Origin of the sequence: Pseudomonas sp. 18-147, from assembly GCF_051048045.1 — a bacterium.
Taxonomy (GTDB): Bacteria; Pseudomonadota; Gammaproteobacteria; order Pseudomonadales; family Pseudomonadaceae; genus Pseudomonas; species Pseudomonas aeruginosa.
The window spans coordinates 3,282,591-3,307,647 of the sequence record NZ_CP182296.1 but is presented as its reverse complement, the minus strand read 5'-3'; the positions used below and the strand labels follow the sequence as shown (position 1 = coordinate 3,307,647).

Annotated in this window: 19 protein-coding genes and 1 pseudogene; 9 read left to right on the top strand and 11 right to left on the bottom strand. The window is 61.3% G+C overall.

Going from position 1 to position 25,057, the window contains the following annotated elements; genetic code table 11:
- Positions 1-18: 18 nt before the first annotated feature.
- From ACM0M4_RS15745 to ACM0M4_RS15715, 7 genes are all read right to left on the bottom strand, one after another.
- Positions 19-1,272 carry an aspartate aminotransferase family protein gene (locus ACM0M4_RS15745; RefSeq protein ID WP_003089166.1) on the bottom strand — a complete coding sequence of 418 codons (1,254 nt, stop codon included), beginning with the start codon at positions 1,270-1,272 and terminating at the stop codon, positions 19-21.
- Between the two features lie 45 nt (positions 1,273-1,317).
- Positions 1,318-2,742, bottom strand: coding sequence for a gamma-aminobutyraldehyde dehydrogenase (locus ACM0M4_RS15740; RefSeq protein WP_054376076.1), 1,425 nt, complete (start codon positions 2,740-2,742; stop codon positions 1,318-1,320).
- 78 nt (positions 2,743-2,820) lie between these two features.
- Positions 2,821-4,152 (bottom strand): APC family permease, encoded by a 1,332-nt coding sequence (locus tag ACM0M4_RS15735; RefSeq protein WP_023128898.1) that lies wholly within the window; start codon positions 4,150-4,152, stop codon positions 2,821-2,823.
- 12 nt (positions 4,153-4,164) lie between these two features.
- Positions 4,165-5,322: an iron-containing alcohol dehydrogenase gene (locus ACM0M4_RS15730; RefSeq protein WP_023128897.1), complete on the bottom strand. Its 1,158-nt coding sequence runs from the start codon at positions 5,320-5,322 to the stop codon at positions 4,165-4,167.
- A 230-nt stretch (positions 5,323-5,552) separates the two neighbouring features.
- Complete coding sequence (locus ACM0M4_RS15725; protein WP_003144183.1) at positions 5,553-6,428, bottom strand: alpha/beta fold hydrolase; 876 nt, start codon at positions 6,426-6,428, stop codon at positions 5,553-5,555.
- Entirely contained in the window at positions 6,425-7,951 is a 1,527-nt protein-coding gene (locus ACM0M4_RS15720; protein ID WP_010794177.1) for a flavin-containing monooxygenase, read from the bottom strand. Before ACM0M4_RS15720 ends, ACM0M4_RS15725 begins: the two co-directional genes overlap by 4 nt.
- 383 nt (positions 7,952-8,334) lie before the next feature.
- Positions 8,335-8,916, bottom strand: a complete 582-nt coding sequence (locus ACM0M4_RS15715) for a TetR/AcrR family transcriptional regulator (RefSeq protein ID WP_003122773.1) — start codon at positions 8,914-8,916, stop codon at positions 8,335-8,337.
- Between the two features lie 448 nt (positions 8,917-9,364).
- Between ACM0M4_RS15715 and ACM0M4_RS15710 the strand changes: the two genes are divergently transcribed.
- The 7 genes from ACM0M4_RS15710 (at position 9,365) to ACM0M4_RS15680 (ending at position 19,472) form a co-directional block, all read left to right on the top strand.
- Positions 9,365-10,252 carry a phytanoyl-CoA dioxygenase family protein gene (locus ACM0M4_RS15710; RefSeq protein WP_003158799.1) on the top strand — a complete coding sequence of 296 codons (888 nt, stop codon included), beginning with the start codon at positions 9,365-9,367 and terminating at the stop codon, positions 10,250-10,252.
- Between the two features lie 61 nt (positions 10,253-10,313).
- On the top strand, positions 10,314-11,681 hold the full coding sequence (locus ACM0M4_RS15705; RefSeq protein ID WP_023105328.1) for an NAD(P)/FAD-dependent oxidoreductase: 1,368 nt from the start codon (positions 10,314-10,316) through the stop codon (positions 11,679-11,681).
- Between the two features lie 110 nt (positions 11,682-11,791).
- Positions 11,792-12,439, top strand: coding sequence for a hypothetical protein (locus ACM0M4_RS15700; protein ID WP_003122770.1), 648 nt, complete (start codon positions 11,792-11,794; stop codon positions 12,437-12,439).
- Between the two features lie 554 nt (positions 12,440-12,993).
- Entirely contained in the window at positions 12,994-14,418 is a 1,425-nt protein-coding gene (locus ACM0M4_RS15695) for a DUF1329 domain-containing protein (RefSeq protein ID WP_003089182.1), read from the top strand.
- A gap of 83 nt (positions 14,419-14,501) precedes the next feature.
- Positions 14,502-16,088, top strand: a complete 1,587-nt coding sequence (locus ACM0M4_RS15690; RefSeq protein ID WP_221345564.1) for a DUF1302 domain-containing protein — start codon at positions 14,502-14,504, stop codon at positions 16,086-16,088.
- Between the two features lie 8 nt (positions 16,089-16,096).
- The gene (locus ACM0M4_RS15685) at positions 16,097-18,499 is read left to right on the top strand and encodes an efflux RND transporter permease subunit (protein WP_023082917.1); all 2,403 of its coding nucleotides are present in this window, start codon (positions 16,097-16,099) and stop codon (positions 18,497-18,499) included.
- A 10-nt stretch (positions 18,500-18,509) separates the two neighbouring features.
- Positions 18,510-19,472, top strand: a complete 963-nt coding sequence (locus tag ACM0M4_RS15680) for a WD40/YVTN/BNR-like repeat-containing protein (RefSeq protein ID WP_003144176.1) — start codon at positions 18,510-18,512, stop codon at positions 19,470-19,472.
- Between the two features lie 84 nt (positions 19,473-19,556).
- On the opposite strand, the gene ACM0M4_RS15675 is transcribed toward ACM0M4_RS15680, so the two are convergent.
- On the bottom strand, positions 19,557-20,423 hold the full coding sequence (locus ACM0M4_RS15675) for a phytanoyl-CoA dioxygenase family protein (protein WP_003089190.1): 867 nt from the start codon (positions 20,421-20,423) through the stop codon (positions 19,557-19,559).
- 293 nt (positions 20,424-20,716) lie between these two features.
- Here ACM0M4_RS15675 and ACM0M4_RS15670 point away from each other — a divergent pair, with 293 nt between their 5' ends.
- Positions 20,717-21,916 carry a PucR family transcriptional regulator gene (locus ACM0M4_RS15670; RefSeq protein WP_003160255.1) on the top strand — a complete coding sequence of 400 codons (1,200 nt, stop codon included), beginning with the start codon at positions 20,717-20,719 and terminating at the stop codon, positions 21,914-21,916.
- 22 nt (positions 21,917-21,938) lie between these two features.
- On the opposite strand, the gene ACM0M4_RS15665 is transcribed toward ACM0M4_RS15670, so the two are convergent.
- Positions 21,939-22,481 (bottom strand): hypothetical protein, encoded by a 543-nt coding sequence (locus tag ACM0M4_RS15665; RefSeq protein ID WP_003122765.1) that lies wholly within the window; start codon positions 22,479-22,481, stop codon positions 21,939-21,941.
- Between the two features lie 469 nt (positions 22,482-22,950).
- Between ACM0M4_RS15665 and ACM0M4_RS15660 the strand changes: the two are divergent.
- A pseudogene (locus ACM0M4_RS15660) lies at positions 22,951-23,330 on the top strand (transposase); the annotation flags it as partial.
- Positions 23,331-23,611: 281 nt separating this feature from the next.
- On the opposite strand, the gene ACM0M4_RS15655 reads toward ACM0M4_RS15660, so the two are convergent.
- The gene (locus tag ACM0M4_RS15655) at positions 23,612-24,238 is read right to left on the bottom strand and encodes a hypothetical protein (RefSeq protein WP_172655202.1); all 627 of its coding nucleotides are present in this window, start codon (positions 24,236-24,238) and stop codon (positions 23,612-23,614) included.
- Between the two features lie 177 nt (positions 24,239-24,415).
- Positions 24,416-25,057 (bottom strand): hypothetical protein, encoded by a 642-nt coding sequence (locus tag ACM0M4_RS15650; RefSeq protein ID WP_023087971.1) that lies wholly within the window; start codon positions 25,055-25,057, stop codon positions 24,416-24,418.

The window sequence follows — 25,057 nt, the reverse complement described above, 5'->3', positions numbered from 1 at the left end:
GAAGGGTGACCCTGGCAGCTATTCTCCCAGCGCTGCCGCGACCGATTCGCCGAAGGCCCTGAGGCCGTCTTCGAGTTGGTCGGTCGGAGTGTTCAGCGGTGGCATCAGCTTGATGATTTCGCCATTCGGGCCGCAGCGGTCGACCAGCACGCCCGCTTGCAGCACGCGCTGCTGGGCGTCCTTGGCGACCTCGACGTTGCCGCGGCCGAAATCGATGCCGGCGATCATGCCGCGACAACGCGCGGACGCGACGCCTGGAATTTCCGCAAAGCCGGCAACTGCGCGCTCCATGGCCGCGCAGTTGTCGGCCAGCAATTTCAGGAACTGCTCATCGTGCCAATAGCTGAGCGCGATGCGGGCGGTCAGGAACGCCAACTGGTTGCCGCGGAAGGTGCCGATGTGATCGCCCGGTTGCCATACATCCAGCCCGGCACGAAGCAACACGATCGCCATCGGCAGGCCGAAGCCGCCGATCGATTTGGCGCAGGTGATCAGGTCCGGCACCACCCCGGAGCGCTCGAAGCCGAAGAAGTCGCCGGTGCGGCCGCAACCGGCCTGGATCTCGTCGCAGATAAGCAGCACGCCGTGGTCGGTGGTCCACTTGCGCAAGCGTTGCAGCCATTGGTTGGAAGCCGGGTAGACGCCGGCCTGGATCTGCACCGACTCGACGATCACCGCCGCCGGCAGCTCCGAGCCGCTGCCCTGGTCGTTGGCCAGGCGCTCGAGGAAGCCAATGCTGTCGAATTCGCCATAGGGGCTGTCTTCGTAGGGCACGAACACCACGTCGGTGGAAAGCCCGGGGCCACGGCGAGTGCGGTTGCCGGTGACGGCCAGGGCGCCGGCGGTCATGCCGTGGTAAGCCCCGTAGAACGATACGACCTTGGTACGCCCGGTCGCCTTGCGCGCCAGCTTCAACGCCGCCTCGACGGCGTCGGCACCGGTCGGGCCGGTGAACTGGACCTTGTAGTCCCAGCCGCGTGGCTTGAACAGGTCGCGCTCGATCGCTTCCAGGAACTGGCGCTTGGTGGTGGTGTGCAGGTCGAGGGCGTGGGTCACGCCGTTGGCCGACAGATACGCGATCAGCGCATCGCGCATGCGCGGGTCGTTGTGGCCATAGTTCAGGGCGCCGGCGCCGGCGAAGAAGTCCAGGTATTCGCGGCCATCTTCGCCGCGGATCCTGCTGCCTTGGGCGGTATCGAACACCAGGGGCAAGTCGCGGCAGTACATCCGCACGTTGGACTCGAGCCTTTCGAACGTCTCGATGTTGTTCATGCAAACCTCTTGAAAAATGATCTGGGTAGTCCGGGGTGTGGGCGGTCAGTGCTTGAACATCACGTGGCGCACCACGGTGTAGTCTTCCAGGCCGTACATCGACAGGTCCTTGCCGTAGCCGGACAGCTTGACCCCGCCGTGGGGCATTTCGCTGACCAGCATGAAGTGGGTGTTGACCCAGGTGCAGCCGTATTGCAGGCGGGCGGCCAGGCGATGAGCGCGCCCCACATCGGCGGTCCATACCGAAGACGCCAGGCCGTAATCGGAGTCGTTCGCCCAAGCCAGCGCCTGGGCTTCATCCTCGAACGGCGAGACGGTCACCACCGGGCCGAAGATCTCGCGGCGCACCACCTCATCCTCCTGCGTAGCGCCGGCCAGGACCGTCGGCTCGAAGAAGAAGCCGGCACCCTCGGCGCGCTTGCCGCCGGTGACCACTTCGATGTGCGGCAACTCCCTGGCCCGGTTCACGACCCCCTCGACACGCTCCAGATGCTCCTTGGTGATCAGCGGTCCCATCTCGGTCGCCGGATCGTCCGGCAGCCCGCACCGGATGCTGGATACGGCCTCGCCGAGCTTGCGAACGAACTCCTGGTAGACCCCTTTCTGCACATAGAGGCGGCACGCGGCGGTACAGTCCTGGCCGGCGTTGTAGAAGCCGAAGGTGCGGATGCCTTCGACGGCGGCGTCGATGTCGGCATCGTCGAAGATCAGTACAGGAGCCTTGCCCCCCAACTCCATGTGCATGCGTTTCACGCTCTCGGCCGTACCTTCGATGATCCGGCTGCCGGTGCGCACGGAGCCAGTCAGCGACACCATGCGCACCTGGGCATGGCTGGTCAGCGGCTCACCCACCGAGGCACCTCGACCGTGGACGATGTTGACCACGCCGGCGGGGAAGATCTCGGCAAGCAGCTCGCCCAGTTTCAAGGTACTCAGCGGCGTGTGCTCCGACGGTTTCAGCACCACGGTGTTGCCGCCGGCCAATGCCGGGCCGAGTTTCCACGCTGCCATCAACAACGGATAGTTCCACGGCGCGATGGAGGCGACCACGCCCACCGCGTCGCGGCGGATCATCGAGGTATGCCCCGCGACGTACTCTCCCGCCGCCGAGCCCTGAAGGCAGCGCACGGCGCCGGCGAAGAAACGGAACACGTCCGACACGGCGGGCAGTTCGTCCAGCAGCACGGCGTTGAAAGGCTTGCCGCAGTTGTCCGCCTCCAGGCGAGCGAACACGTGCGCCTGGGCATCGATGCGCTCGGCGAGCTTGAGCAGCAGGGCCGCGCGATCCTTGGGCGGCGTTTGCGACCAGGCGTCGAAGGCCGCATCCGCGCTCTGCACCGCGGCATGGACCTGGGCGCCGCTGGCCTCGGTAATTCGCACCAGGACGTTGCCCTGGGACGGGTTGTACACCGCGTGGCTCTCGCCTTCGCCGGCCACCAGGGCACCATTGATCAGAAGTTTGGTTTGCATATCGATTCTCGCCATTGAAGGGCAGGCTCGAAGCCGGCCTTGTGGTTGTTGTCAGAGCGTTCGATAGAAGGGTGGTCACTACGCCAGCGCGTCGGGCACCGGGTTGCGGAAGAAACTGGTCCGGCAAGCGAGATAGACCGCCCCCAGGCCCAGCCAGCTACAGCCCATGATCAGCGCGTCTTTATCCAGGCTGACCAGCATCCACCCGGCCGTGACCAGGCCAACGAGCGGGCAGAGCACCCCGCGCAGCAAGCCCGCCCCGTCTCCGAGGCGGGTATCGAAGGAGAGCCGCAACGCGCAAAGGTTGACTGCACTGAAGGCGAGAAACGCGCCGAAATTGACCAGGGACGTCGCGGTGGCGATCGTCAGGGCAAAACCCGCGCAGCCGAAAATGCCGCAGAGCAGAATGTTGAAGGCCGGGGTCTTGTAGCGAGGATGCAGGGCACCGAACAGCTTGCGCGGCAGTTGGTTGTCCCGCCCCAGGGCGTACAGCAGCCGGCCCACGCTGGCCTGGAACGACATGCCTGCGGCGAAGTGGGCGATGATGATCCCCGCCAGGACCACGGCGAAGAACAGGTCGCCGCCGATCATGCGGGCGATCTCGAAGGCGGCGCCGTCCACATGCTCGAAGGCGGGGGAGGGGTGCGCCAGGTACATGAAGTACGACGAGCCGACGTAGACCGAGCCGCCGATCAATGCGACCAGCAGGATCGCGCGCGGCAGTGTCCGGCCCGGGTCGCGGGTCTCCTCGCTGAGCGTGGACAGCGCGTCGAAGCCCAGGAACGAGTACGCGGCAATGGCGGCGCCGGCCATGCTGGTGGCGAAGGACACGTCCGGGTTGAAGAACGGCTTGGCCGACAGCAGCCCGCCAGGGCCGTTGACCGCGACGATGTAGTGCACGCACAGGCCGATGAACACGACGATGATGGCCAGTTGCGCGACCATCAACAGCACGTTGAAGCGGTTGGCGACCTGGATGCCCAGGATATTAAGCAGCGAGGTGGAGACGATGAAGCCGATGATCCACACCCATTGCGGCACCTCTGGAAAGGCCATGTTGAGGTAGCTGGCGCCGAGCAGCCAGATCAGCATCGGGATGAAGAAGTAATCGAGCAGGGCGGCCCAGCCCACCATGAAGCCGAGGTTCGCGCTCAGCATCTTGCGAGTATAGGTGTAGGCCGAACCGGCGACCGGGAACACCCTGACCAGCCGGCCATAGCTCAAGGCCGTGAACACCACGCCGATTGCCGCGATCAGGTAGGCCATCGCAGTGGTGTTGCCGCTGGCCTGCGTGATCACGCCATAGGTGCCGAACACGATCAACGGAGCGAGGAACGCCAGACCGAACAGCAGAACGGAAAACGGACCCAGCGTGCGCTTCAATGAAGCGCCGGCGATTGATTCGCTCATGACTGGCCTCCTTCACGCTACGTAGTGGTAAGCGGCGGCGACGATTTCACGGTAGGTTTCCACCGTCATTTGCTTGGCATTGCTGCCGTCGGAGAAATTCTTCTTCGACTTTTCGGCGATGCTCAGGAAGTCTTCCTCGCGCACGCCTTTCACCTCGGCGAAGCGGGGGATGCCCAGGTCCTTGCTCATCTGGAACAGGTAGCCGACAGCGGCCTCGGCGGCCTCGGCCGGCGAGAGGTTGGGGTCGATACCCAGTGCATAGGCGACCTGCGCGTGGCGGGTGATGTCGGCGTCGCGGTTATGGCCGAACACGAAGGGCAGGAAGATCGCGTTGCCCACGCCGTGTGGCGTGTCGTACATGCCACCGATGGCTTCGGAAATGCAGTGCACGCTGCCGACGTCCGCGTTACCGAAGGCCATGCCGGCGATCAGGCTGGCCACCAGCATTTGCTCGCGTGCATGCAGGTTGCCCGGCTCCAGTACGGCGGGCCTGAGGTATTGGCTGATCAGGCGGATGGCATGCAGCGCCAGCCCGTCGCTGATCGGATTCGACACACGGCAGGTGTAGGCTTCGATGGCGTGGGTGAGGGCATCCATGCCGGTTGCGGCGGCAATCGATGCAGGCAGCGTGTCGAGAATGCGGGAGTCGAGCAATGCCAGAACGGGGCCCACCCGGTAATCCTGGACGCTCATCTTGAAATGCCGGGCGGTATCGGTGATCACCGAGAAGCAGGTCACTTCGCTGCCGGTTCCGGCGGTGGTCGGGATGGCGACGATAGGCGGGATGGCGTGCCTGAGGGTGAAAGAGCCCTCGTAGTCTTCGATCCGACCCTCGTGGGTCAGCAGCAGGCTGATCGCCTTGGCCGCGTCCATCGCGCTGCCGCCGCCGATGGCCAGCAGGCCGTGGATACCTTTGCCGCGATACAGCTGCGCCGCCTGGTTGATGTCTTCGCTGCGAGGGTTTGCCTTGACGTCCGATATCTCGTCGAACGCGATCTCCCACTCATTCAGGCTGGCATACACGCCATTCAACAGGCCTGCGGCCTTTACCCCGGCGTCCGTCACGATCAGCACATGCGCCACGCCGAGTTCCCGCAGGTATTCGCCGGTGCGCTCACGCAGGTCGGGTCCCATCACGACTTTGGCGGGGAGTAAGAACTTGAATTCCATACGTACCTCTTGCTCGATTTTTGTCGTTGTTGAACGGCAGTGGAGGAATTCACGCGCAGGGCGAACCAACGGCTCCGGCGTGTGATGCATGGCTCTGCGGTCGAGAATCAACCGGGAACCTTTTTGTCTTATGTGGGCCGGGATAAGCACGAACTTCGAAAAGCCCCATGCAAGTCCCGAGGTGTAAAAAGAGGGGCGGCACCCACCCGCCCCTGAAGGGATGCTCCGTACTAATGCATTTGGCCTGCGAGCAGGGAAAGCAGTGTTCCTGTCAGGCAGGCGGGGAAGTCATGCCCCATTCCCGGCAACAGCACCAAGCGCGCCCTGGGAATGGCCGCCGCCGTGGCGAAGCCTCCGCTGGTGGCGACCATGAGGTCTTTCTCAGCATGGATGACCAGCGTGTTGCAGCGAATTCGCTGGAGTTCCTGCGTTCGGTCGCCCGAGTTGATGATGGCGCCGATCTGCCTCGCCATCCCGAGGTTGCTCGCTTCCCCGCCGCCTCGCTCCCAGGCTTGCATGGCGTAGTCGCGATGGGCCTGCTCGTCCCATTCCAGCGTCGTACCGACGGAACGCATGATCTCCACATAGTCGCGAACGCTCTCCCGCTGGTTCCGGGGAGGACGCCGGAGAAGCTGCAAGATGGTCTTGAACGCTGGCTGGCCTACTCGAAGCGATCCTGTCGTCGAGAAGATGGACGCCAGGCTCATGACTCGCTGCGGATAACGAGCGGCAAGTGTCTGGGCGATCATGCCGCCCATCGACATCCCTACGACGTGCGCCGCACCCAGGCGCAGGCCATCCATGAGGCCGATCACATCGTCGGCCATGTCGCCCAGGTCATACCCCGCAGTCGGTTTGCGGAAGAACTGTTGCAGGGTCGTGGGCGGGGTGACCTCGGTGAAGAAAGACCTGCCCGAGTCACGGTTGTCCAGCGTGATCACGCGTAGGCCCCGCTCGACCAGGCCGGCGATGAGCGCTTCAGGCCAGTAGATCAATTGCAGCCCCAGGCCGACGATGAGGATGACCGCAGGCGCGGTTTCCGGACCGTGGCTGCGATAGCAGAGGCTACGCTTGCCCGGTAGCTCGCAGAACCGATCCGCAGTCATCGCCCGCCGCCCTGAGTCTGAAGCGCCACGCTTCTGTGCAGATAGGCGTCAGGCACCGTGCTGAACCGGAGGCATTCGTCGGCGACCTTCCCTCGGCGCAAAAGCTTGATGTCACGGAAGTAATCCATCGACATCACCCAGGGCTCACGAGGCCCCTGGCGCGGCATGCCATCCAATGCCCGCTGGACATATCCGGCCCCGAAATCCAGCAGGGGACGGGTTTCGACACCATCCGGCGCCTTCGGCTCGCAGACGTTATGGCCCTGGCTGTCCATGAAGCCCAGCAAGCGACAGAAGTGGTCGCACAGCAGGCATACTTTCAGCGTCCAGGATGAGTTGGTATAGCCCACCGCAAAGGCAAAATTGGGTACGCCGGAAAGCATCGTGCCCTTGTACGCCAGCGTCTGGCTCAACACTACCGGCTCGCCATCCTTGTGCAGGGCGATACCGCCGAACAACTGCACGTTCAGACCGGTGGCCGTGATGATGATATCGGCCTTCAGTTCCGTGCCGGACTTGAGCAAGACACCGGACTCGGTAAAGCGCTCGATATGGTCGGTAACGACCGAGGCTTTACCTGCACTGATGGCCTTGAAAAGATCGCCTTCGGGAACCGAGCACAAGCGTTGGTCCCAGGGCTTGTAGGGCGGGTTGAAATGAACGTCGACCGGATAGCCCTTCGGTAATTCTCTACGGGTCAGCCATATGAGCAGCTTGCGGGCGAGCCCGGGGAAGCGCTGGCAGAATCGCCAGAAGACCAGGGTGATCTTGGCATTCTTGTAGCGCGTCAGTGAGTAGGCGGTTTGCGCCGGCAGAATCTTGCGAAGAAAAGCGGCAACGGAATCGTTGGCGGGCTGGTTGACGATATAGGAGGGCGTCCGCTGCAACATGGTGATGCTGGCGACCTCGTCGGCCATGGCGGGAATCAGGGTCACCGCCGTTGCGCCGCTGCCGATGACCACCACATGCTTGCCCCGATAGTCCAAGCGCTCGGGCCAGTGTTGCGGGTGGATGATTTGCCCCTTGAACTGCTCCGCGCCCTCGAAGCGTGGGCTGAAGCCTTGGTCATAACGGTAGTAGCCGCCTGCGCTGAACAGCCAGCGGCATTCGATGGTGCGGGTTTCTGCCGTGTGGCCGTCCTCGACGCATACTGCCCACAGCCCTTTGTCGCTCTGCCAATTCGCCGAGACCACTTTCTGCCGGTACTGGATGAAGGGGTCCAACTGGTATTCAGCGACGGCTTCTCGCAGGTATTCGAGAATGTCGGCGGCATCCGCCAGAGATTTCGCCTTGGTCCAAGGCTTGAAGTCGAAGCCGAAGGTGTACAGGTCCGAGTCGGAGCGTATGCCGGGATAGCGGAACAGGTCCCAGGTGCCGCCCATTCGCTCCCGGGACTCGAGAATCGCAAACACCTTGTGCGGCTGGTGACGTCGAAGGTAAGCCGCAGCGCCGATGCCAGACACACCGGCTCCTATGATCAGAACATCGAGCGGCTCAATTGGAAGAGCAGTGTGAGAGGACATGTCGCCTCCTATTGTTGTGTTATAGAGACTTGATCTTTTGACTTGATCGTTTGACCAGAATAGGCGCGAGCGAGCTGCTGGTACAAGGTGCGAAATGCACCAGGTTTCCATCGGTTTGGGTTTATTTGCACCTAGGTGCCGCAGCCAGTTCCCGCCAGGCCATGGCGGAAGGCCTGTTGCATGGACGAGAAGCGCACAGTCAACTTGCAGGACTATGAGGGGGAAGGACCGGCGAGATAGCCGCCCAGGATTCCGCTGGAAGCGGAGGCGGGGAGAGGAGAACTAGAAGAGGCGCCGCACCTGAACTGGCAAGAGGCCCGAAGAGCAGGGGCACGGCGAACCGTGTCACCATGCCCCTCTCTAGAGATGCGCCTTCGAAAAGATCAGAAGCTGGCCACCAACAGCTTCACAGCCTGGCAGGCGGCTTCGGTCTCGGCATTCAGCCGCTCCTGGTCACCATGGGCGGACCAGGCGAGAAGCAAGCCATCGAACAGGTTGATGAGCAAGCGACTGACAGTGGCCAGCGCTTCCTGGTCCAGCACCGAGCCAGCGACCTGTTCGATGGCCTGCTTCGTCGCTTCGACGGAATCGGTGTAGATCTTGCTCGCCATAGCGGGGTTGTTACGCAGATTCCAGAAAAACAGCTCGAACTGCGTAGTCGCCAGTTCCGGATGCGTGGTGAACCACCCGACCAACTGGCGCAATATCTCTGCTACCGAGTCTGCCGCCGTGGCTCCCGCCGTAACGTGCAGCAAGGACTGCTGTGGCTTGTCTATCAGGGATTCATAGACCGCGTCGAACAATTCGTCCTTGGTGTGGAAGACATAGTGCAGGGAGGCCAATGGAGAATTCGCCGCGGCCGCGATGCGACGGGTTGTGGCATTCGCCACACCATATTCCGCGATCACCTTCACGGCGGCCTCAATAAAGTCTTGCCTGCGCACTTCGGCGCCCACTCGAGCCATTCAGCTTCTCCTTCTTCGGTGTTGCCGCCAGGCGACTGGTCCGCTGTCGACCGGGACGAATGCTAACGCATGGCCGTCCCCCAATCCATGAGTCGACACGCTTGAGGACCGAGGCAGCGACCCTTTGTCTCTCCAGATGTTTCGCTCCGACCGCCGGCGATGCGTAGCCGAAGCGAAACAGGATCGAGCCTGGGCAATCCGCTATCGCCAGCGCGAACCCGCGTAGAGCCGGATCTTGATTCGGCTGGCCTTTCCTGAGCGCCGAGATGCCACGCAGAATTATTAATCGTTTGACTTGATCACGTGATCATGTCGTATGATCAAACCTCCTTTCCTCGCCAGGCGCAAGGAGAGGGCGGTCTGACCGCATGAGAGTGAACGCTCATGGGCTGAGGTTGATTGCGGAAGCCCTGCAGAACAATGACAACACCACACAGGTAGGCATCAGATGAGTACGCGAAGATTGACGACAGTCAGCTGCGACACCCCGATCGAGCAGGTAGTGGAAATCATCAGGCGTGATGGCGCTGTCGCTATTTGCAACTTCGTCTCGGAAGAAACCTTGAAGTCTCTTACCGAGGACCTGGACAGCTATCTGGGCGTTACCCCCTGCGGCATGGACCCTTACTTCGCCGGCACCCAGACTCGACGTACCGCGCGGATCCTGGCGAAAAGCGACTCCGCCGTGGAAGTGGCACTGAACCCCCTGTTCCTCGAGACGGCAAAGCAGGTATTGCAGACTCCCACCCATGTCTGGGTAGGGAACGATCGGGTCGAGATCACGCCCGATATCCAACTGAGCATGACCCAGGCGATACAGATCGGGCCTGGACAAGGTCTTCAACCCCTGCATCGCGACGATGCCACTTCGCTCTGGCGGCATCCGCAGTATGGTCGCGAGGCTCGCTTGCAGCTCATGCTGGCGATTACCGACTTCACCGAAGAGAACGGCGCGACGCGGGTCATTCCTGGCAGTCATCAATGGGATGACGAACGGATGCCCACCCAGGAAGAAACCATCGGCGCAGAAATGAAGGCAGGCACTGCGCTTCTCTGGCTGGGATCGGTATATCACGGCGGTGGCGCCAACAGATCCGACGCTCCTCGCACAGGCCTGACCATGGCCTATGACCTGGCCTTCCTGCGCCTGGAAGAAAACCACTTCCTTTCCATACCCGTCGAGCGCGTTCGGCAGCTCCCCTCGCAAATGCAGCGTCTGCTGGGGTGGAGTGCCAGTTCCACGCTACTGGGTTGGGTGGAGATCGATGGTCAGATGCGTGACCCGCAAGAGCTGTTGGGCATGCCCTCCTTTTCCGAGGCGGGTAAGGGGTTCTAGCGGCACTGCCATGGATCGGCCCATGAGAGGAACAACGTCCGGCAACCCGGGAGTGATGTGAATGAATGCCTTCAACGGAGCGGCACGCAACAATGCAGAACCCATGAGATTCCGCAGCCTTGGCGGATGGGTGGAGCAGCCAGACGACCTGCAGCCGGCGCTGAAAGGCCACGAGCACGCAGACGTAGTCGTGGTCGGCGCCGGGTTCGCCGGCCTGTCAACGGCGCTGGAACTAATGGCGCGTGGAGCGAACGTCATCGTTCTGGAACAGCAGTTCGCAGGCTTCGGGGCCAGCGGGCGCAATGCCGGCTATCTGCTCGGCAGTATGGGCATAGAATGCGAGGTTTTCGTCAAGCGAGTGGGGCTTGAGCAGGCACGTAAGTTCGTCGGTTTCTATGACGAGGCCGTCACCTATGTGGAAGAGCGTTTGGCTGCGCTGGACATCGATTGCGATTACACGCCCTCGGGAATCATCCGGGCCGCCGTCCATCCCAGCCAGGAAAAGCGACTGCGAGCGAACATGGAGCTTGGCCACGCGCTGGGCTCTGTCACGCGCTTCGTGGATAGCGCCGAGATGCGCGCGCGAGGCATACCGCCCGCATTCCTGTTTGGCAGCGAGCAGCGTGGCGGCACCTTGAATCCGGGAAAGTACGTCAACGGCCTGCGTCGTGCGGCAATCAAGGCTGGCGTGAAATTGTACGAACGCACGCCGGTGCTTTCCTACTGTGAAGGGCAGGTGATTACCTGCAATACGGCCCAGGGTATCGCCACCGCCCCTGTAATGGTTCTGGCGACCAACGCCTACACGCCTCAGCTGGGAGTGCTCCGCAACAAGGTTGCACCGATCCGGGTTTCGGCAATCGAAACCCAGCCGCTATCGGCGGAGCAACTGGCGTCCCTGGGTTGGCAAGAGCGTGAAGGCCTCATTACGCCGCACTACACCATGGAAAGTCATCGCCTGACGGCCCATGACACCCTGCTGCTGACCGTGAAGCAATTGGGTTATGCCTACGGCTCGAAGACACCCAATGTTCCGGACCACGCCGCCTACGCCGCGTTGTCGAGAGTGTTGCGCGAGCGTTTTCCTTCCTTGCAGGGCCTTGCCATTCGGCATTGCTGGAGCGGGTATATCAGCGGGGCCTACGACTTCCTCCCCGTGGTCGGGGTGACAGGGGCCAGGCAGAACATCTTCTATACGGCGGGATGTTCAGGGCATGGCCTTGCCACTCAATCGCTCATGGGCGCGCTTTTCGCCGAGCGAATCGGCGGTGGAGAGCCTCCGCTGCTAGCGGCGCTGGAACACAAGACGCCATCCATGCTACCCGAGCCACTTCAATGGTGCGCCATAAAGACGGCCTTTGCGGCCGCCAGGCTACTGGATGCATGGACCGACAAGAAAGTGCGCAAAGACAAAGCCTTGAACGGCTGATAACGATGCGGGGAGTTAATGGGGTTATGCCCGTACTCCCTTGCACCGATTAGACACAAGGCATCGATACAACTCTATCTGAAGGGGCAGTTAACGTGGAACCGAGAGACTTGTTCGCTCTGCTCTCATGTATTCTCCTGGTGATTTCCGGATTGTTTTATGGCGCTGCATTCATCAGGCGGAAAAACTATTTGCTTGGTCTGGAGTTCTTGATCGTAGGTATCTCGGCATCGAACTTCACTACATTCATAGCCACCGGCTGGCAAGCCAACTACAACATCGCGATCTTTCTCGACGCCTTTTCGCGAGGGGTGGGAGTGCCAGTTATCGCTACGCTCGGGCTAATGGCAGTTACCCACGATTACAAACCGTCGCCCGCCAAGGACATCCTCATTTTTGTAGCTGGCTTTGCCGCTACCGGCGTCTATTTCCTGTCTGGAATCATCGAGGGATTCCTCCCTTATTTCTATGTATTCATGTGGTCAGCCTATACCTTGTATCTTTGCTACTTCACCTTGCAACTGGCCCGTGCAGGCGAAGCCCTCCATACTCTGGCCACCATCGCTGGCGGGCTGGCGGGCCTGGTAGTAGCGCTCAGATATGACTTCTTCCCGATTCCGGGAGACGACACGAAGATGGTCTTCATGACCATGGCCTTCCTGGCTTGGTCCTATTCCATGGTGCAGTTGTACTATGCCTATGGTGCGCTGGAGCGTTCGAACAAGGTATACGGCCAAGCGTTTCCTCGTCCACGATAAACAATACGGCGCGACAAGTTTTTCTTTCTGACCCGATAACCTGGCAGAACTGTTCTGCTGTAACTCCATGGCAGGCCCTGGCCCTGCCTTTTACCGCCCTTCGGGGCGGTTTTTTTTGCAGGCATTACATCCGCTATAGTCCCGCTCCGCCGCGGAGCGTGCATTGTCGGATAAAGTTGCTCGATTCATGACCGGTCATATCCGATCGCTCCCTCTGACCCGAGGCGAAACGACAATTAAAAATGCCCGAGCCGATATCTACGAAAGTTCCCCTCAAGCTCTCTTGTGCCCTGTTACCAAGCATCTCCAGGTAACACATGTTTCTTTACTTCCCAAGGTGGTGCACAGGGCACTGGGCCTGGAACAGAACTTTTTCCATAACCGCCTGATTTATAACAATTAAAAAAACATGAAAGAGAACTGGCATATGGTTTGCCTCATGATCGTCCGACATGGTCAATTGATCAGGTCAAATGATCATTATCGACAAGAGCCGACTTCATCCCCTTGGGAGGTCGAGCAACCGGTCCATGCCCTGTGTGAGGAGCCATCCAATGAAAGATGTAACTGAACGGCTGGAAGGTGAAGCGCCCACCCGTCGTGTTTTCCAGCAGCAGTTGTTCATGACCCTCGCGGTATCGACCGTGCTCTGTTCGGTCCAGGCTGCGCCCCAGGGCCCCGAGGCGCTGGGGTCGAAACTGACCCCCTTGGGCGGGGAGATCGCAGCGAGTGCAAGCGGGGATATTCCTGCCTGGACGCAGCCTGGACAGCAGGACGAGGGATGGAGCTACGGCCAGGTGCGAGGAGAGCACTGGAAGTTCAAGGGCGACAAGCCGCTCTACAGCATCGACGCGAACAATCTCGCGCAACACTCGAGCAAGCTGTCCCCCGGACAGGTCGAGCTGTTCAAGAGGATTCCCGGCTATCGCATGGATGTGTATCCGACCCGTCGGACCTGTAGCGCTCCGGACTTCGTGGTCGAGAACACCCGGCAGAACGTTGGTTTCGCCAAGCTCGATGCTGCCGGCCTCGCTCTGGACGAGGCTCACGTTCCGGGCATCCCGTTCCCCATGCCGAGTACCGGTGCCGAGGTGATGTGGAACATGAAGATGCGCTACCGCGGCGTTGGCGTCGAAATTCCCCGGACCATTTCCGGAATTTCTCCACGCAAAGGGGGGGAATGGTTACGTCAGTCGACAGATACCTTCTTCTTCACGCCCTGGGGGAAAAAGGGGAGTGCGCTCTTCTCGTCAGTTGGCCGCCTGGAGAATGCGACCTTCTTCAACTACCTCGAGCCGGCTGCTCTGGCCGGCCAGTCCGCGGTACAGACTGCCGTGGCCGGCGAACAGGCCACGACCTTCTACTACTTCCCCGGCCAGCGCCGCGTGCGGCGAATGCCGTCGTACTCCTACGATGCGCCACAGATCGGCCTGGATAACCAGTACACCGTCGACGAGGCGAACGTCTTCTTCGGCACCATGGACCGTTTCGACTGGAAGCTGATCGGCAAGCAGGAGTTGCTGGTGCCTTACAACGATTTCGGTGCCTACGACACTGGCGCCAAGGTGGAGACGTTTGCCGGCAACGACTCGATCGCGCCGCAGTCGCGTCGCTATGAGCTGCATCGGGTCTGGGTCGTCGAGGCCAATGTCCGTCAAGGCATGCGCCATCAGGCGCCGAAGCGCATGTTCTACATCGACGAGGACAGCTGGAACCCGTTGCTGGCGGTGGACTACGACAAGCAAGGGCAGATCTGGAAAGTGCGCGAAGGGTTCTCGATTCCCGTGTACGAGACAGGCGCCTGCGACGTCCAGGCCCAGGTCCAGTACAACCTGGCGGATGGCCGCTACCTCTTCGACATGACCTCGATCGGTGCGGGCAAGAACGATATTCGCTGGCTCACCGAAGACAACGGCTCCCCCCGCCTGAAGCGTGACTTCTTCACCTCCGACAATCTGCGAGCCATCAGCGAGCGCTAACCGACGCCAGATCGAGAGCCAGCATGAAAAAAATAATTACGAAAGCCTCAGGCCTTGTCATCGCGTGCACAACCCCACTGGCAATGGGATTCACGTTCGAAACCGAAACCCTCAATGGCTCCTTCGACTCCACGATCACCGCAGGCATGGGTCTGCGTACCGAGTCACGGGGCTGCAACCTGATCAACCAGGGACCGACCGGGCACAACGCGCCCTCCGGCTGCCTGGCGCAGAGCTCCGGCGTGGCCGACCAGGGCGACCTGAACTACGACCGCGGCGACATGTTCACCAACTACCTCAAGGGCACCCATGAGCTGTTGCTGAAGATGCCCGAGGACATCACCTTCATGGCGCGCGGCACCTGGATCCGCGACTTCGCTGCCACCGATACCACCGGCACGCTGTCGTTCAACACCCCGGAGAGCGTCGGCAGCAACGGGCTGAGCGACGACGCCCGCGACGACCTCGCGTTCAAGGCCCGCCTGCTGGACCTGTGGGTGAGCAAAGGCTTCGACGTGGGCGGGCAGCGGGTCCGCGCACGCCTGGGCAACCAGGTGATCAACTGGGGCGAAAGCCTGTTCGTGGCCGGTGGCATCAACAATACCAACGCCTACGATTACCAGGCCTTGGCGCGCCCCGGCGTGCAGCTCAAGGAGGCCGTGCTGCCGGCGCCGATGCTCAGTGTCGCGTCGGGCCTGGGCTCGGGTGTCAACGTCGAGGCCTACTACCAATTCCGCTGGAACAAAAGCGAATTGCCGCCGGTGGGCAGCTACTGGTCCACCACCAACGCGCTGGGTGAGGGCAGGGGGGACTACGGATTCTCCGAAAAGGACGCCCGCGACAGCGGCCAGTGGGGCCTTTCGCTGCGCTGGCAGCCGGAGGACAGCGACGTCGCCTATGGCTTCTACGTGATGCGTTATCACGACAAGTTGCCATCGTTGCGTGTCGCCATTCTCGACCCGAACACCTTCGCGGCGGCACCGACCTGGGAGTACCAGGAAGACCGGATGATGTACGGCATCAGTGCCAACATGCCGATCGGTGACTGGGCCGTCGGTACGGAGCTGTCGTACCGGCCGAAGGACTCGGTCATGCTCAACCCGGTCATCGACCTGTGTACCGGCAACGGCGGCAAATGCTGGAAGGACAAGAAGAAATTCCAGTGGCACCTGACCGGCTTGTACAGCTTCACGCCGTCCAATTCCCCGACGCTTCTGGATTTCAGCGGGGCCAGCACGGGCAGCTTGCTGACCGAACTGGTGGTCATCAAGTACCCGGGGCTGCATGACGAGGTCAATGGCGAACCGCTCGCCGCGGGACTCAATGCCTGGCAGCTGGATCCTGCCAGAGCGCCGAAGTCCCGTGGCGACAAGACCTCTTCAGGGATCAACCTGGACTTCAGCCTGACCTATGACGGCACCTTGTTGCCGGGCTGGCAGGTCACGCCGGGCGTCTTCTATGCACGGTCGCTGGGAGGACGGACACCGAACCTCAGCGCAACCTTCACCGAGGACGCGAGCAGCATGAACCTGTACCTGAACTTCGTGCGGAACCCGGCCAGTTGGCAGATTTCCCTCAACTACGCGAAGTTCATGGGCGGTGAGACGCCCTACGACCAGCTTTATCGTGACCGCGATTATGTCGGCATCGCGATCTCCCGCACCTTGTGAGGCTTGCCGTGAACGGTTCTGTAAAGCTACCTGAGGCCCCGACACGTGGCCTGTTGTCATATGTCGAAGGTGTGTTGTTCAGGCATCGCCGGCTGGTGCTGGCGAGCCTGGCGGTATTCACGCTGATCATGGGCTGGTTCGCCGTACAGCTGCGCATGGATGCCGGCTTCGAAAAGCAATTGCCGGTAGGCCACGAATACATCGAGACATTCGAGGCCTACCGCAATGACCTGCTGGGGGCGAACCGACTGACCATCGTGGTCAAGGCCCGAGAGGGCGATATCTGGAGCGCCCCGGGCCTGAAGCGGCTGTATGACGTCACCCAGGCGGTGACCTTCCTCCCGGGAGTATCGCGCAGCAGCGTGCGCTCCCTGTGGACGCCCAACGCCTTCGTCAACGAAATCACCGAGGAAGGTTTTCGTGCTGATCCGCTGGTACCCGGAACGGTTTCTCCCGAGCACCTGGATGACCGGATCATCGCGAAGATCGCCAATTCCACTGCCCAGGGCGGCTTCATCGGTACGCTGGTTTCCCGGGACCAGAGCAGCGCGATGATCACGGTGGAACTCAACGAGTACGATAGCCAGGGCGCCCATCTGGACTACGTAACCTTCAACCATCGGCTGGAGAAAGAGATCCGCCAGCGCTTCGAAGACGGCGATTTCGAAATCCAGATCATCGGTTTCGCCAAGCAGATCGGCGACATCGCCGACGGAGCTTCAGCCGTGCTGGAGTTCTGTTTGCTGGCGTTGCTGCTGACGGCGGGGGCGGTGTACTGGTATTGCCACTCGCTGCGTTTCACCTTGCTGGCGTTGGTCTGTTCGCTGGCCTCGCTGGTCTGGCAGTTCGGCAGCCTGCGCCTGTTGGGCTACGGGCTCGATCCGCTGGCAGTGCTGGTGCCCTTCCTGGTGTTCGCCATCGGGGTTTCCCATGGCGTGCAGCAAATCAACTTCATCGTGCGCGAGATCGCCATCGGCAAGAGCGCCGAAGAGGCGGCACGCTCGAGCTTCACCGGGTTGCTGGTTCCCGGGACGCTGGCGCTGGTGACCGCGCTGGTTTCCTTCGTGACGCTGCTGTTGATCCCGATCCCGATGGTGCGGGAACTGGCGATCACGGCTTCGCTTGGCGTGGCCTACAAGATCGTCACCAACCTGGTGATGCTGCCGTTGATGGCGTCGTTGCTGCGCGTCGACGACAAGTACGCAGCCGCCCAGGAGGTTTCCCGGCAGCGTCGCAGCCGTTGGCTGCGGGGCCTGGCCCGGCTCGCCGAGCCACGCAAGGCGCAGTGGGTGCTCGGCGCGGCCTTGGCGGTGTTCCTGGCGGCGATCTGGCAAAGCCATGACCGCGTCGTCGGCACGCTGCAGGCGGGTGCGCCGGAGTTGCGCGAGGACTCGCGCTTCAATCGCGACGCGGTCTCCATCGCCAGCAACTACGACATTGGCCTGGACTGGCTCAGCGTGGTGTTCGAAGTCGACAAGGCTCCTTCCGAGGTGGCCTGCGAGGATGTTGCCCTGGGCCAGTACCAGGATCGTTTCGTGTGGGCCATGCAGGGGGTGCCCGGCGTCCTCTCGGTCGCGTCCTTTTCCACCACCATGCGTCAGTTCAACGAGGGCTACAACGAAGGCAACCCGAAGATGGCGGCGGTGCCCATCGACCCGATGAACTACGCCGCGCTGGCCACCGAGGTTGCGCGAACCCCCGGGCTGATGCGCACCGATTGCAGCATGTCGGCCGTGCACCTGTACCTGGCCGATCACAAGGCCACGACCATCAACCGAGTGGTGGACGCCGCCAAGGCCTTCCGCAGCGAGTATCCGATGTCAGGCATTTCGATTCGCCTCGCCTCCGGCAACGCCGGCGTCCTGGCAGCGATCAACGAAGAGGTGGAGAAGAGCGAAACCCCCATGCTGCTTTACGTCTATGCCGCCATCGCCTTGCTGGTGTTCGTGGTCTATCGCGACTTGCGGGCAGTCCTGGTGTGTTGCCTGCCGCTGACCATCGGCACCTTCATTGGCTACTGGTTCATGAAGGAGCTGCAGATCGGCCTGACCATCGCCACCTTGCCGGTGATGGTGCTGGCAGTGGGCATTGGCGTCGATTACGCCTTCTACATCTACAACCGCCTGCAACTGCACCTGGCCCATGGCCAGACGATCACCAAGGCGGTGGAGTACGCGCTGCTCGAGGTGGGCGTCGCCACCATTTTCACCGCCATCACCTTGGCCGTTGGCGTGGCCACCTGGGCCTTCTCGGAGCTCAAGTTCCAGGCCGACATGGGCAAGCTGCTGGCCTTCATGTTCGTCGTCAACATGGTCATGGCCATGACCGTGCTGCCGGCCTTCGCCGTATGGCTGGAGCGGGCGTTCCCGCGCAAACGTCCCGTGCGCATGATCGGCGCGCTGGTGCACTGAGGAGAGAAGCATGAAGTTCAGGGTTTCATTCACCGCGGCCTTGCTCGCAGCAGGATTGCCGCTGATGTCTCTCCAGGCCGCGCCGTTGCAGGCCGTGCCGGCCGTGCAGGCGGGCAATGCCACGCAGGCCACCATGCTGGCCGCCGGCTGGGCCGGAGAGCGGGTGGTTGCCGTGGGCGACCACGGTGTCGTGTTGTTGTCCGACGACCAGGGCAGGCAGTGGCGCCAGGCACGCTCGGTCCCACTATCCACGCCATTGACGGGTGTGTCCTTCGTGGATGCCAGGCACGGCTGGGCGGTGGGTCACTGGGGCGCGATCCTGTCCACCGCCGACGGCGGGGAATCCTGGCAGGTCCAGCGCCTGTCGAGCGAAGAAGACCGGCCGCTGTTCGCCGTGCACTTTTTCGATGCCCGGCAGGGCGTTGCGGTAGGCCTCTGGTCGTTGGTGCTGACCACCGAGGATGGCGGCAAGACATGGACGGAGCAGCCGTTGCAAGCGCCTCCAGGAGCCAAGCGGGCCGACCTCAACCTGATGGGGCTGTTTGCCGACAACCACGGCACCCTGTACGCCACGGCCGAGCATGGGCAGGTGCTGCGCTCCGACGACCAGGGGAAGAACTGGCGTTACCTGGATACCGGCTATGAGGGCACCCTGTGGTCTGGCGCGGTGCTGGCCGATGGGCGTCTGCTGCTGGGTGGTCAGCGTGGCACCCTGTTGCAGGGCTCTGCCGATGGCAAGGCTTTTCGCAGAGTGCCGACGCAAGGCAAGGGCTCGGTCACATCCATAGCAGTGGCTGGCGCTCGGGTATTGGCGGTCGGGCTTGACGGACTGAAGGTACGGAGCAGGGATGGTGGAAACAGTTTCCAGGAAGCACCGTCGGCTGACGGCCTTTCGCTGACGGCGGCACTGTTCAACGCCGACGGCACGCCGCTGCTGTTTTCACGTCGCGGAGTAATGCCCCGCCAGGAATGAAAGTGTTCACCGGCCTCTTTGCTTGTCCGGGGACGCGGTTGGGCCTGGCGCCTTCGGGGCCAGGCCGGCCAGCGTGGAAGGCTTCTAGAGCTGGAGATAGTCGGCCAGGTCTGCGTAGTTATGTTGCCACAGGCCTGGGCTGCCATTGGGGTACTGGGAGCGGAAGCCGAGGATCTTCTGAACGCGCGGAGCAAGCGTTCTGACCAGTTCGAGCGGCACGATCAACGGGTAGGCCTCTTCAGGCGTGATGATCGAAGCCTGCATCGGGATGGTCAGCCCGCGACGGTAGAAGTCAGCGGTCACGTTGGCCCCGCCGCCATGAACGACTTTCCCGCCGAACAGCACGGCATCTCCTGCTTTCAACAGGGCAGGGATCGTCATTTCTGGGGTTCCTACATCGTCGAAGTCATCCCAGTCCTGGCTCCCGGGGATCAAGCGCGTGGCACCGTTTTCCTCGGTGAAATCGGTCAGCGCCAGCATCAGGTTGGTGATGGTGCGCGGCGCATGTTTATTCATGGCCACGAACGGTTGGTACTGCGCCATGTCGCGGTGCAGCATTTGCGCTTTGTTGCCTGGGCCGATCTCGATCAACTGGGCCGTGGTCAGCCACCAGTCACCGCACTCCGCGGCGTAGAGCACATTCCCCAGGTCGTGAAAGAGGTCGTCATCGAGGATCTCCTCGCGAAAGGTCTTGCTGTGGGTGACGAGGTTGGTGAGCCGTTTGGTCTGGCGGCCATGGAACTCGGCGATCAGCTCGTGCTGGTGCTTGGAGCCGGCCTCGAGCGCGGCCAGGGGAGCGTCCAGTTCGTTGTTGATCCGTGCGACTTGTTCGGGGGTCATGAAGTTGCGGATGATCACCGCACCTGCCTGGTCGCTCAGCAGTGCAATCTCTTGCGCTGGAGTCGAGCGGGTTACGACGGGCAGGCTGAAGGTATCGCGAGAGGCTGACATTGAAAGAACTCCGGATTGAAGGAACGGTTGGCGCAGGCGGGTCGCTGCCCGGGCAACGGGCACCGGCGAACAAGCCCGCTTGCCACTGCGCTAAACCCCAAAAAAAGAACATGGAGCGTCACGGCGCCTCCTTGTATTTTTTGTTCAGGCAGTGAGTTCATGCTAGGTTTCCCCCAACCTTGCGCCAAGGTACGAACTGCACCATTTCCTCTGTGATTTTTGAGTGTTTTGCACCGCCCATGACCAGTACGCCATCCTCCTGGCCACGCCCATCGGAAGCCGTTCGTGAACTCATGCGCAAAGGCGCCGAGCTCGCTCAGACGCTGCCGCCGGAGTGGGTCGAGCGCCTCAATCAGGCGCTGTTCTCTTCACCGGAAGATGCCAAGCTGCTGGAGGACCCGGTCATCCTCGCGGCGTGCCGGCGCGCCAACCGCGCAGAGTTGCTGCATTGGGCGAACGCCAATCTGCAGCGCCCCGGAGAACCGGTGCAACCCTACGTCTCGGCCGACATGGTAGACACGGCCAGGGAACTCGCCCGCAGAGGGCTGTCCGAGCTGCTGATGAATGTCGCGAGGTCGACACAGAATACCGCCTGGGAGCTATGGATGAAGATGGCCTTCAACCTGACGCAGGATCCCAGGGTGCTTGAGGAATTCCTGGAGGTCTCGTCGCGGTCCATCTCGGAGTTCATCGACAGCAACATGCGTGTGGTGACCCAGATCATCCTCGAAGAAAAGAGCGCCCAGGCCCATGACGACCCGATCGACAAACGAAGCCTGGTCAGTCGGCTGCTCGAGGGCAGGGATGTGGATACGGAGCAATTCGGCAGGCGGCTGGGCTACAGCCTTTTCCAGAAGCACTACGCCGGCCTGGTCTGGTGCGAAAGCCCGGACGCCGAGATCCGCCTTCTGGAGGATGTGGCGCGTACCCTGGCGCAACTCACGGGCACGGCGGCGCCGTTGATCGTATTCGCCGGCCCCGCGACCCTGTGGGTCTGGAGCCATGCGGCGAAACCGCTGGACCTGAACCTGCTGCAAGGCATCGCACTGCGGTTTTCAGGGATTCGCGCGGCAATCGGCTCGCCGGGCACGGGAGTCAATGGCTTCCGTCGCTCGCATCTGGAGGCACTGACGACGCAAAGGCTGATGGGCCGCCTGGCGGGCGCACCCGCCGTTGCCACCATCGACCAGGTGAGGATGGTGTCGCTGATGACCCAGGACGACCGCGCGGCCAGGCAGTTCGTCTTGAGCACCCTGGGGCGGCTGGCGACGGAGCCTTCGGTGCTTCAGCGCTCGCTGCACGCCTTCCTGGCCAATGGCTGCAATGTCACCCAGACCGCAGAAGCGCTGGGCACGCATCGCAACACATTGCTGCGCCGGCTGGAGCGTGCCCAGGACCTGTTGCCCGTCCGGCTTGCCGATCATCGCATTCAGATCGCCGCGGCCCTTGAACTGGTGATCTGGAGTACTCCCCTGATCGATGATGATAAATAACCATAAAGACCGAACGCGCTCTTCACAGTAAAAAGGATGCCCCGGTCAGGAAAAGACCGCCAATAAGGAAGAGGGTGATCAGACGAGTGCTGAGCCTGAGAGGAGGCTGATGCTCGACAGTCTTGTCCAGGGCGAAATAAAGCTTTCTGAGTATTTGCCGCTCATCGATATCGTCTGCATCGAATATTGAATCGATCACCGAGTCCGCGCTTGGAAATGGGTTATGCAAGAGCGGAGCGACATCGAATGCACTTTTCTGGAGCGCACGCGCGGAAAGCAGAGCCGAAGTGACCAGGGCCGCAAGCGCTGCGATAGCAAGAACCACCTCCAGGGGAGTGATCATGCTGATACTGGCCGAAGTGCCAAAGCGAAGCATGGTCCCATATAGAGTTATCACGCCGGCGAGGGCACCGAGTGACAACGTGAACATGAGGCGAAGGTAGACCGTCACCAGGTTCCTTGAGGAAGAAACCTGCTCAAGATAGATTTTCACCAGTGCTTCAATGGTCAGTCGGCGCGCTTCGAATACAAGCCGACGCTCGTCGGGGGAGGGGCTAGGTGACATCCGTCGTCCTTCTGCTATGGTTGCCTGCTCGTTTCATCTTCGAATAGAAAGATGAGTCCCGCCAGAGCACTTTTTGAATATTCAATGCAGGACGGCGCTTGCTGCAGCAGCGCCGTCATCGTCAATGGAACATACCTACAATTTCATCTTCATGTCATGTTCCGGTTTCGACTCAAGACAGCGGACGTCGTCCCAATGCATTCAACGTCGATCTATCCATTCGACTGTTGATTGCCAATCCATTGTCCAGACGGAGTGCCAGAGCAGCCGGCAGGCTGCGAATATGCGGCATAGATGGACCGTCATGGCTGCGGGACATTCAGCGTGAGGATGAGTATTTGCTCATGACGGGCCCGTATCGGCGATACAGCATTTCATGCAGTGGGCTCCGTGCAGAGGCGGTGACCTGCCCCCGGTTTCAGTACCACGTCAAACTTAGTAGAGTCCGTTTTCCGAGCAGGAGACGGCAGTGAAAAAGCGTTTTATCGAAGAGCAGATTCTCGACTTCCTCAAGCAGGCGGAGGCCGGTGTGCCGGTGAAGGAACTGTGTCGCCGACACGGCTTCAGTGATGCCTCGTTCTACACCTGGCGGGCCAAGTTTGGCGGTATGACCGTGGCGGACGCCAAACGGTTGAAGGATCTTGAACTGGAAAACAGCCGATTGAAGAAATTGCTCGCCGAGGCCCACCTCGACATCGAGTCGCTGAAAGTGGTCGCCCGGGGAAAAGGGTAAGCCCGACAGCACGGCGGGAGGCGGTGCAGGAGATGCAGGCGCGAACCGGCATCTCCGAGCGTCGTGCCTGTCAGTTGATCGGGCTGTCCCGCTCGGTGTTGTGCTACCAGCCGCGAGCCAGTGTGCAAAGCGGCGGGATTACAACGCACACCGACCGCACAGCGCGATTGGCAATCCCACCCCGGCAGAATTTGCTGCAAGTTGGCGAACTCGCCAGCAGCAGCTGAAGCAGGAAAAATTAATATCAACCCCAGGGCCTACTAACTAGGCAGCGGTACTAAAACTGGGGGCAGGTCACTGCAACGCGGGCACATTGACTGCCTTGATCATCACACCTACCCAGTCTTACGCCAAGATGTTTTGGTCGGCCTACTGATGCCCCCTACCGTAACGTCATTCAGAGCAACTTGCGCTGACTTGCTTCTTCCAGAGTGCTCCGTGCCAACTTGGCCAAGATCTCATCAGTCGATTCGTTGAAGGGCAGGGCGAACACCAGCAGTAGCTGCGTCCAGGTAGTCGTTATCTCCCGTTTGACCACGCGTCCTTGTTCCTTGCCATTGGCATCGAAGAAACGAGTCTCCATGATCCACTCATTGTCAAAGGTTCCCGGAATCACCAGTAAAGTAGCGCCTGAGAGGATCGCCAGAAGCATGCTGCCGGTTTCATGGTTGCTAACCTTCACCTTGGCGTAGACGTCCGCAGTATTGAGTCCGAGCGCGACTTGCTCGAACGCTTGACTGCTCTGGTACTCTTTGATCAGCAGTCTCTCCAGGCGAGGTAGATTGAATCCGCGCTGACTGGGGGTACCGTTGAACTGATAGTCGGTATCGACCTTGAGGCTGACGGTGGGCTTGGCCGAGTTCAGTGGAATCGGCCAAGCGCTGGCGTCTGCCTGCTGCTGGTGCGAATAGGAAATGCAGCCGGTGAGTTGCAGGCAGAGAGCGCCTAATAGCGCGAGGTGGTATTTCTTCATCAGTCTTGCGCGAGAAACCTCGTCCTTGGGCGAGGAGGGATAGCCCGTCACGCGAAGCGTGACCCTGCTCTCGCTGCCTCCTTCTGGGGGGTGCTATCGGTAGGGTGTGAGAAAAAGGCGTAGCCATCGGCCTTCTGGATGATCTTGCAGTGGCTAATGCTTTGAATCGCCGTTGTTGCTGTTTGGATGGTGAAACTACCGGTTTGGCGGACTGCAACCGTTCCCTGGTCAATCCGGCTTGCTTTCACAAGGCTCCCCCTCAGGGCAGGGCAACTGCGCAGTGGCATCCTTCAGCAGCGACTCCACCAGTTGAGTGAGTTGCACACTGCCCAGGGAGAAGGCGGCATAGTCGTGATCCCAGAGGCCTGTGTTCTGCTGGACGTCCAGTGCTTTGTGGCTGCTGGCCAGCGCCTTGCCCTCAGCGTTTTCGATCAACAGGTCACCGACCAGATCGTACTTGTCCACGTAGATTGGGCCGTTCACCCAGATCCATGCAGTCAGTGTCAGCAGGGCACCTGGGATATAGCCGGGATGCGGGGTTCGCTTGCCTTCTAGCGAGGAGAAGCTGAACTTCAACACAACGTCATTGCCTTCGACCTTCGCTGGAAAGCTGATCAAGCGCCCGAAATACTCACCGCGCTCGACATGCTGCCCGATCTGTTGGGTCAGGGCCGCGCTGACGGTGCGGCGCCAGTCAGCATTGGTAATTTTCCTGTCGGTGATCTGTACCTCTTCCACCTGAACAGCGTGCGGGTAGGTGCTTTGCGCTGTTTCTGAAGGTGCGCCGATGGGACCGGCGGGATGGAACGAAACACACCCGCCCAGACCAAGCATCAGCAAACCAGTGAGTGGTGGCAGAGTCGAACGCAC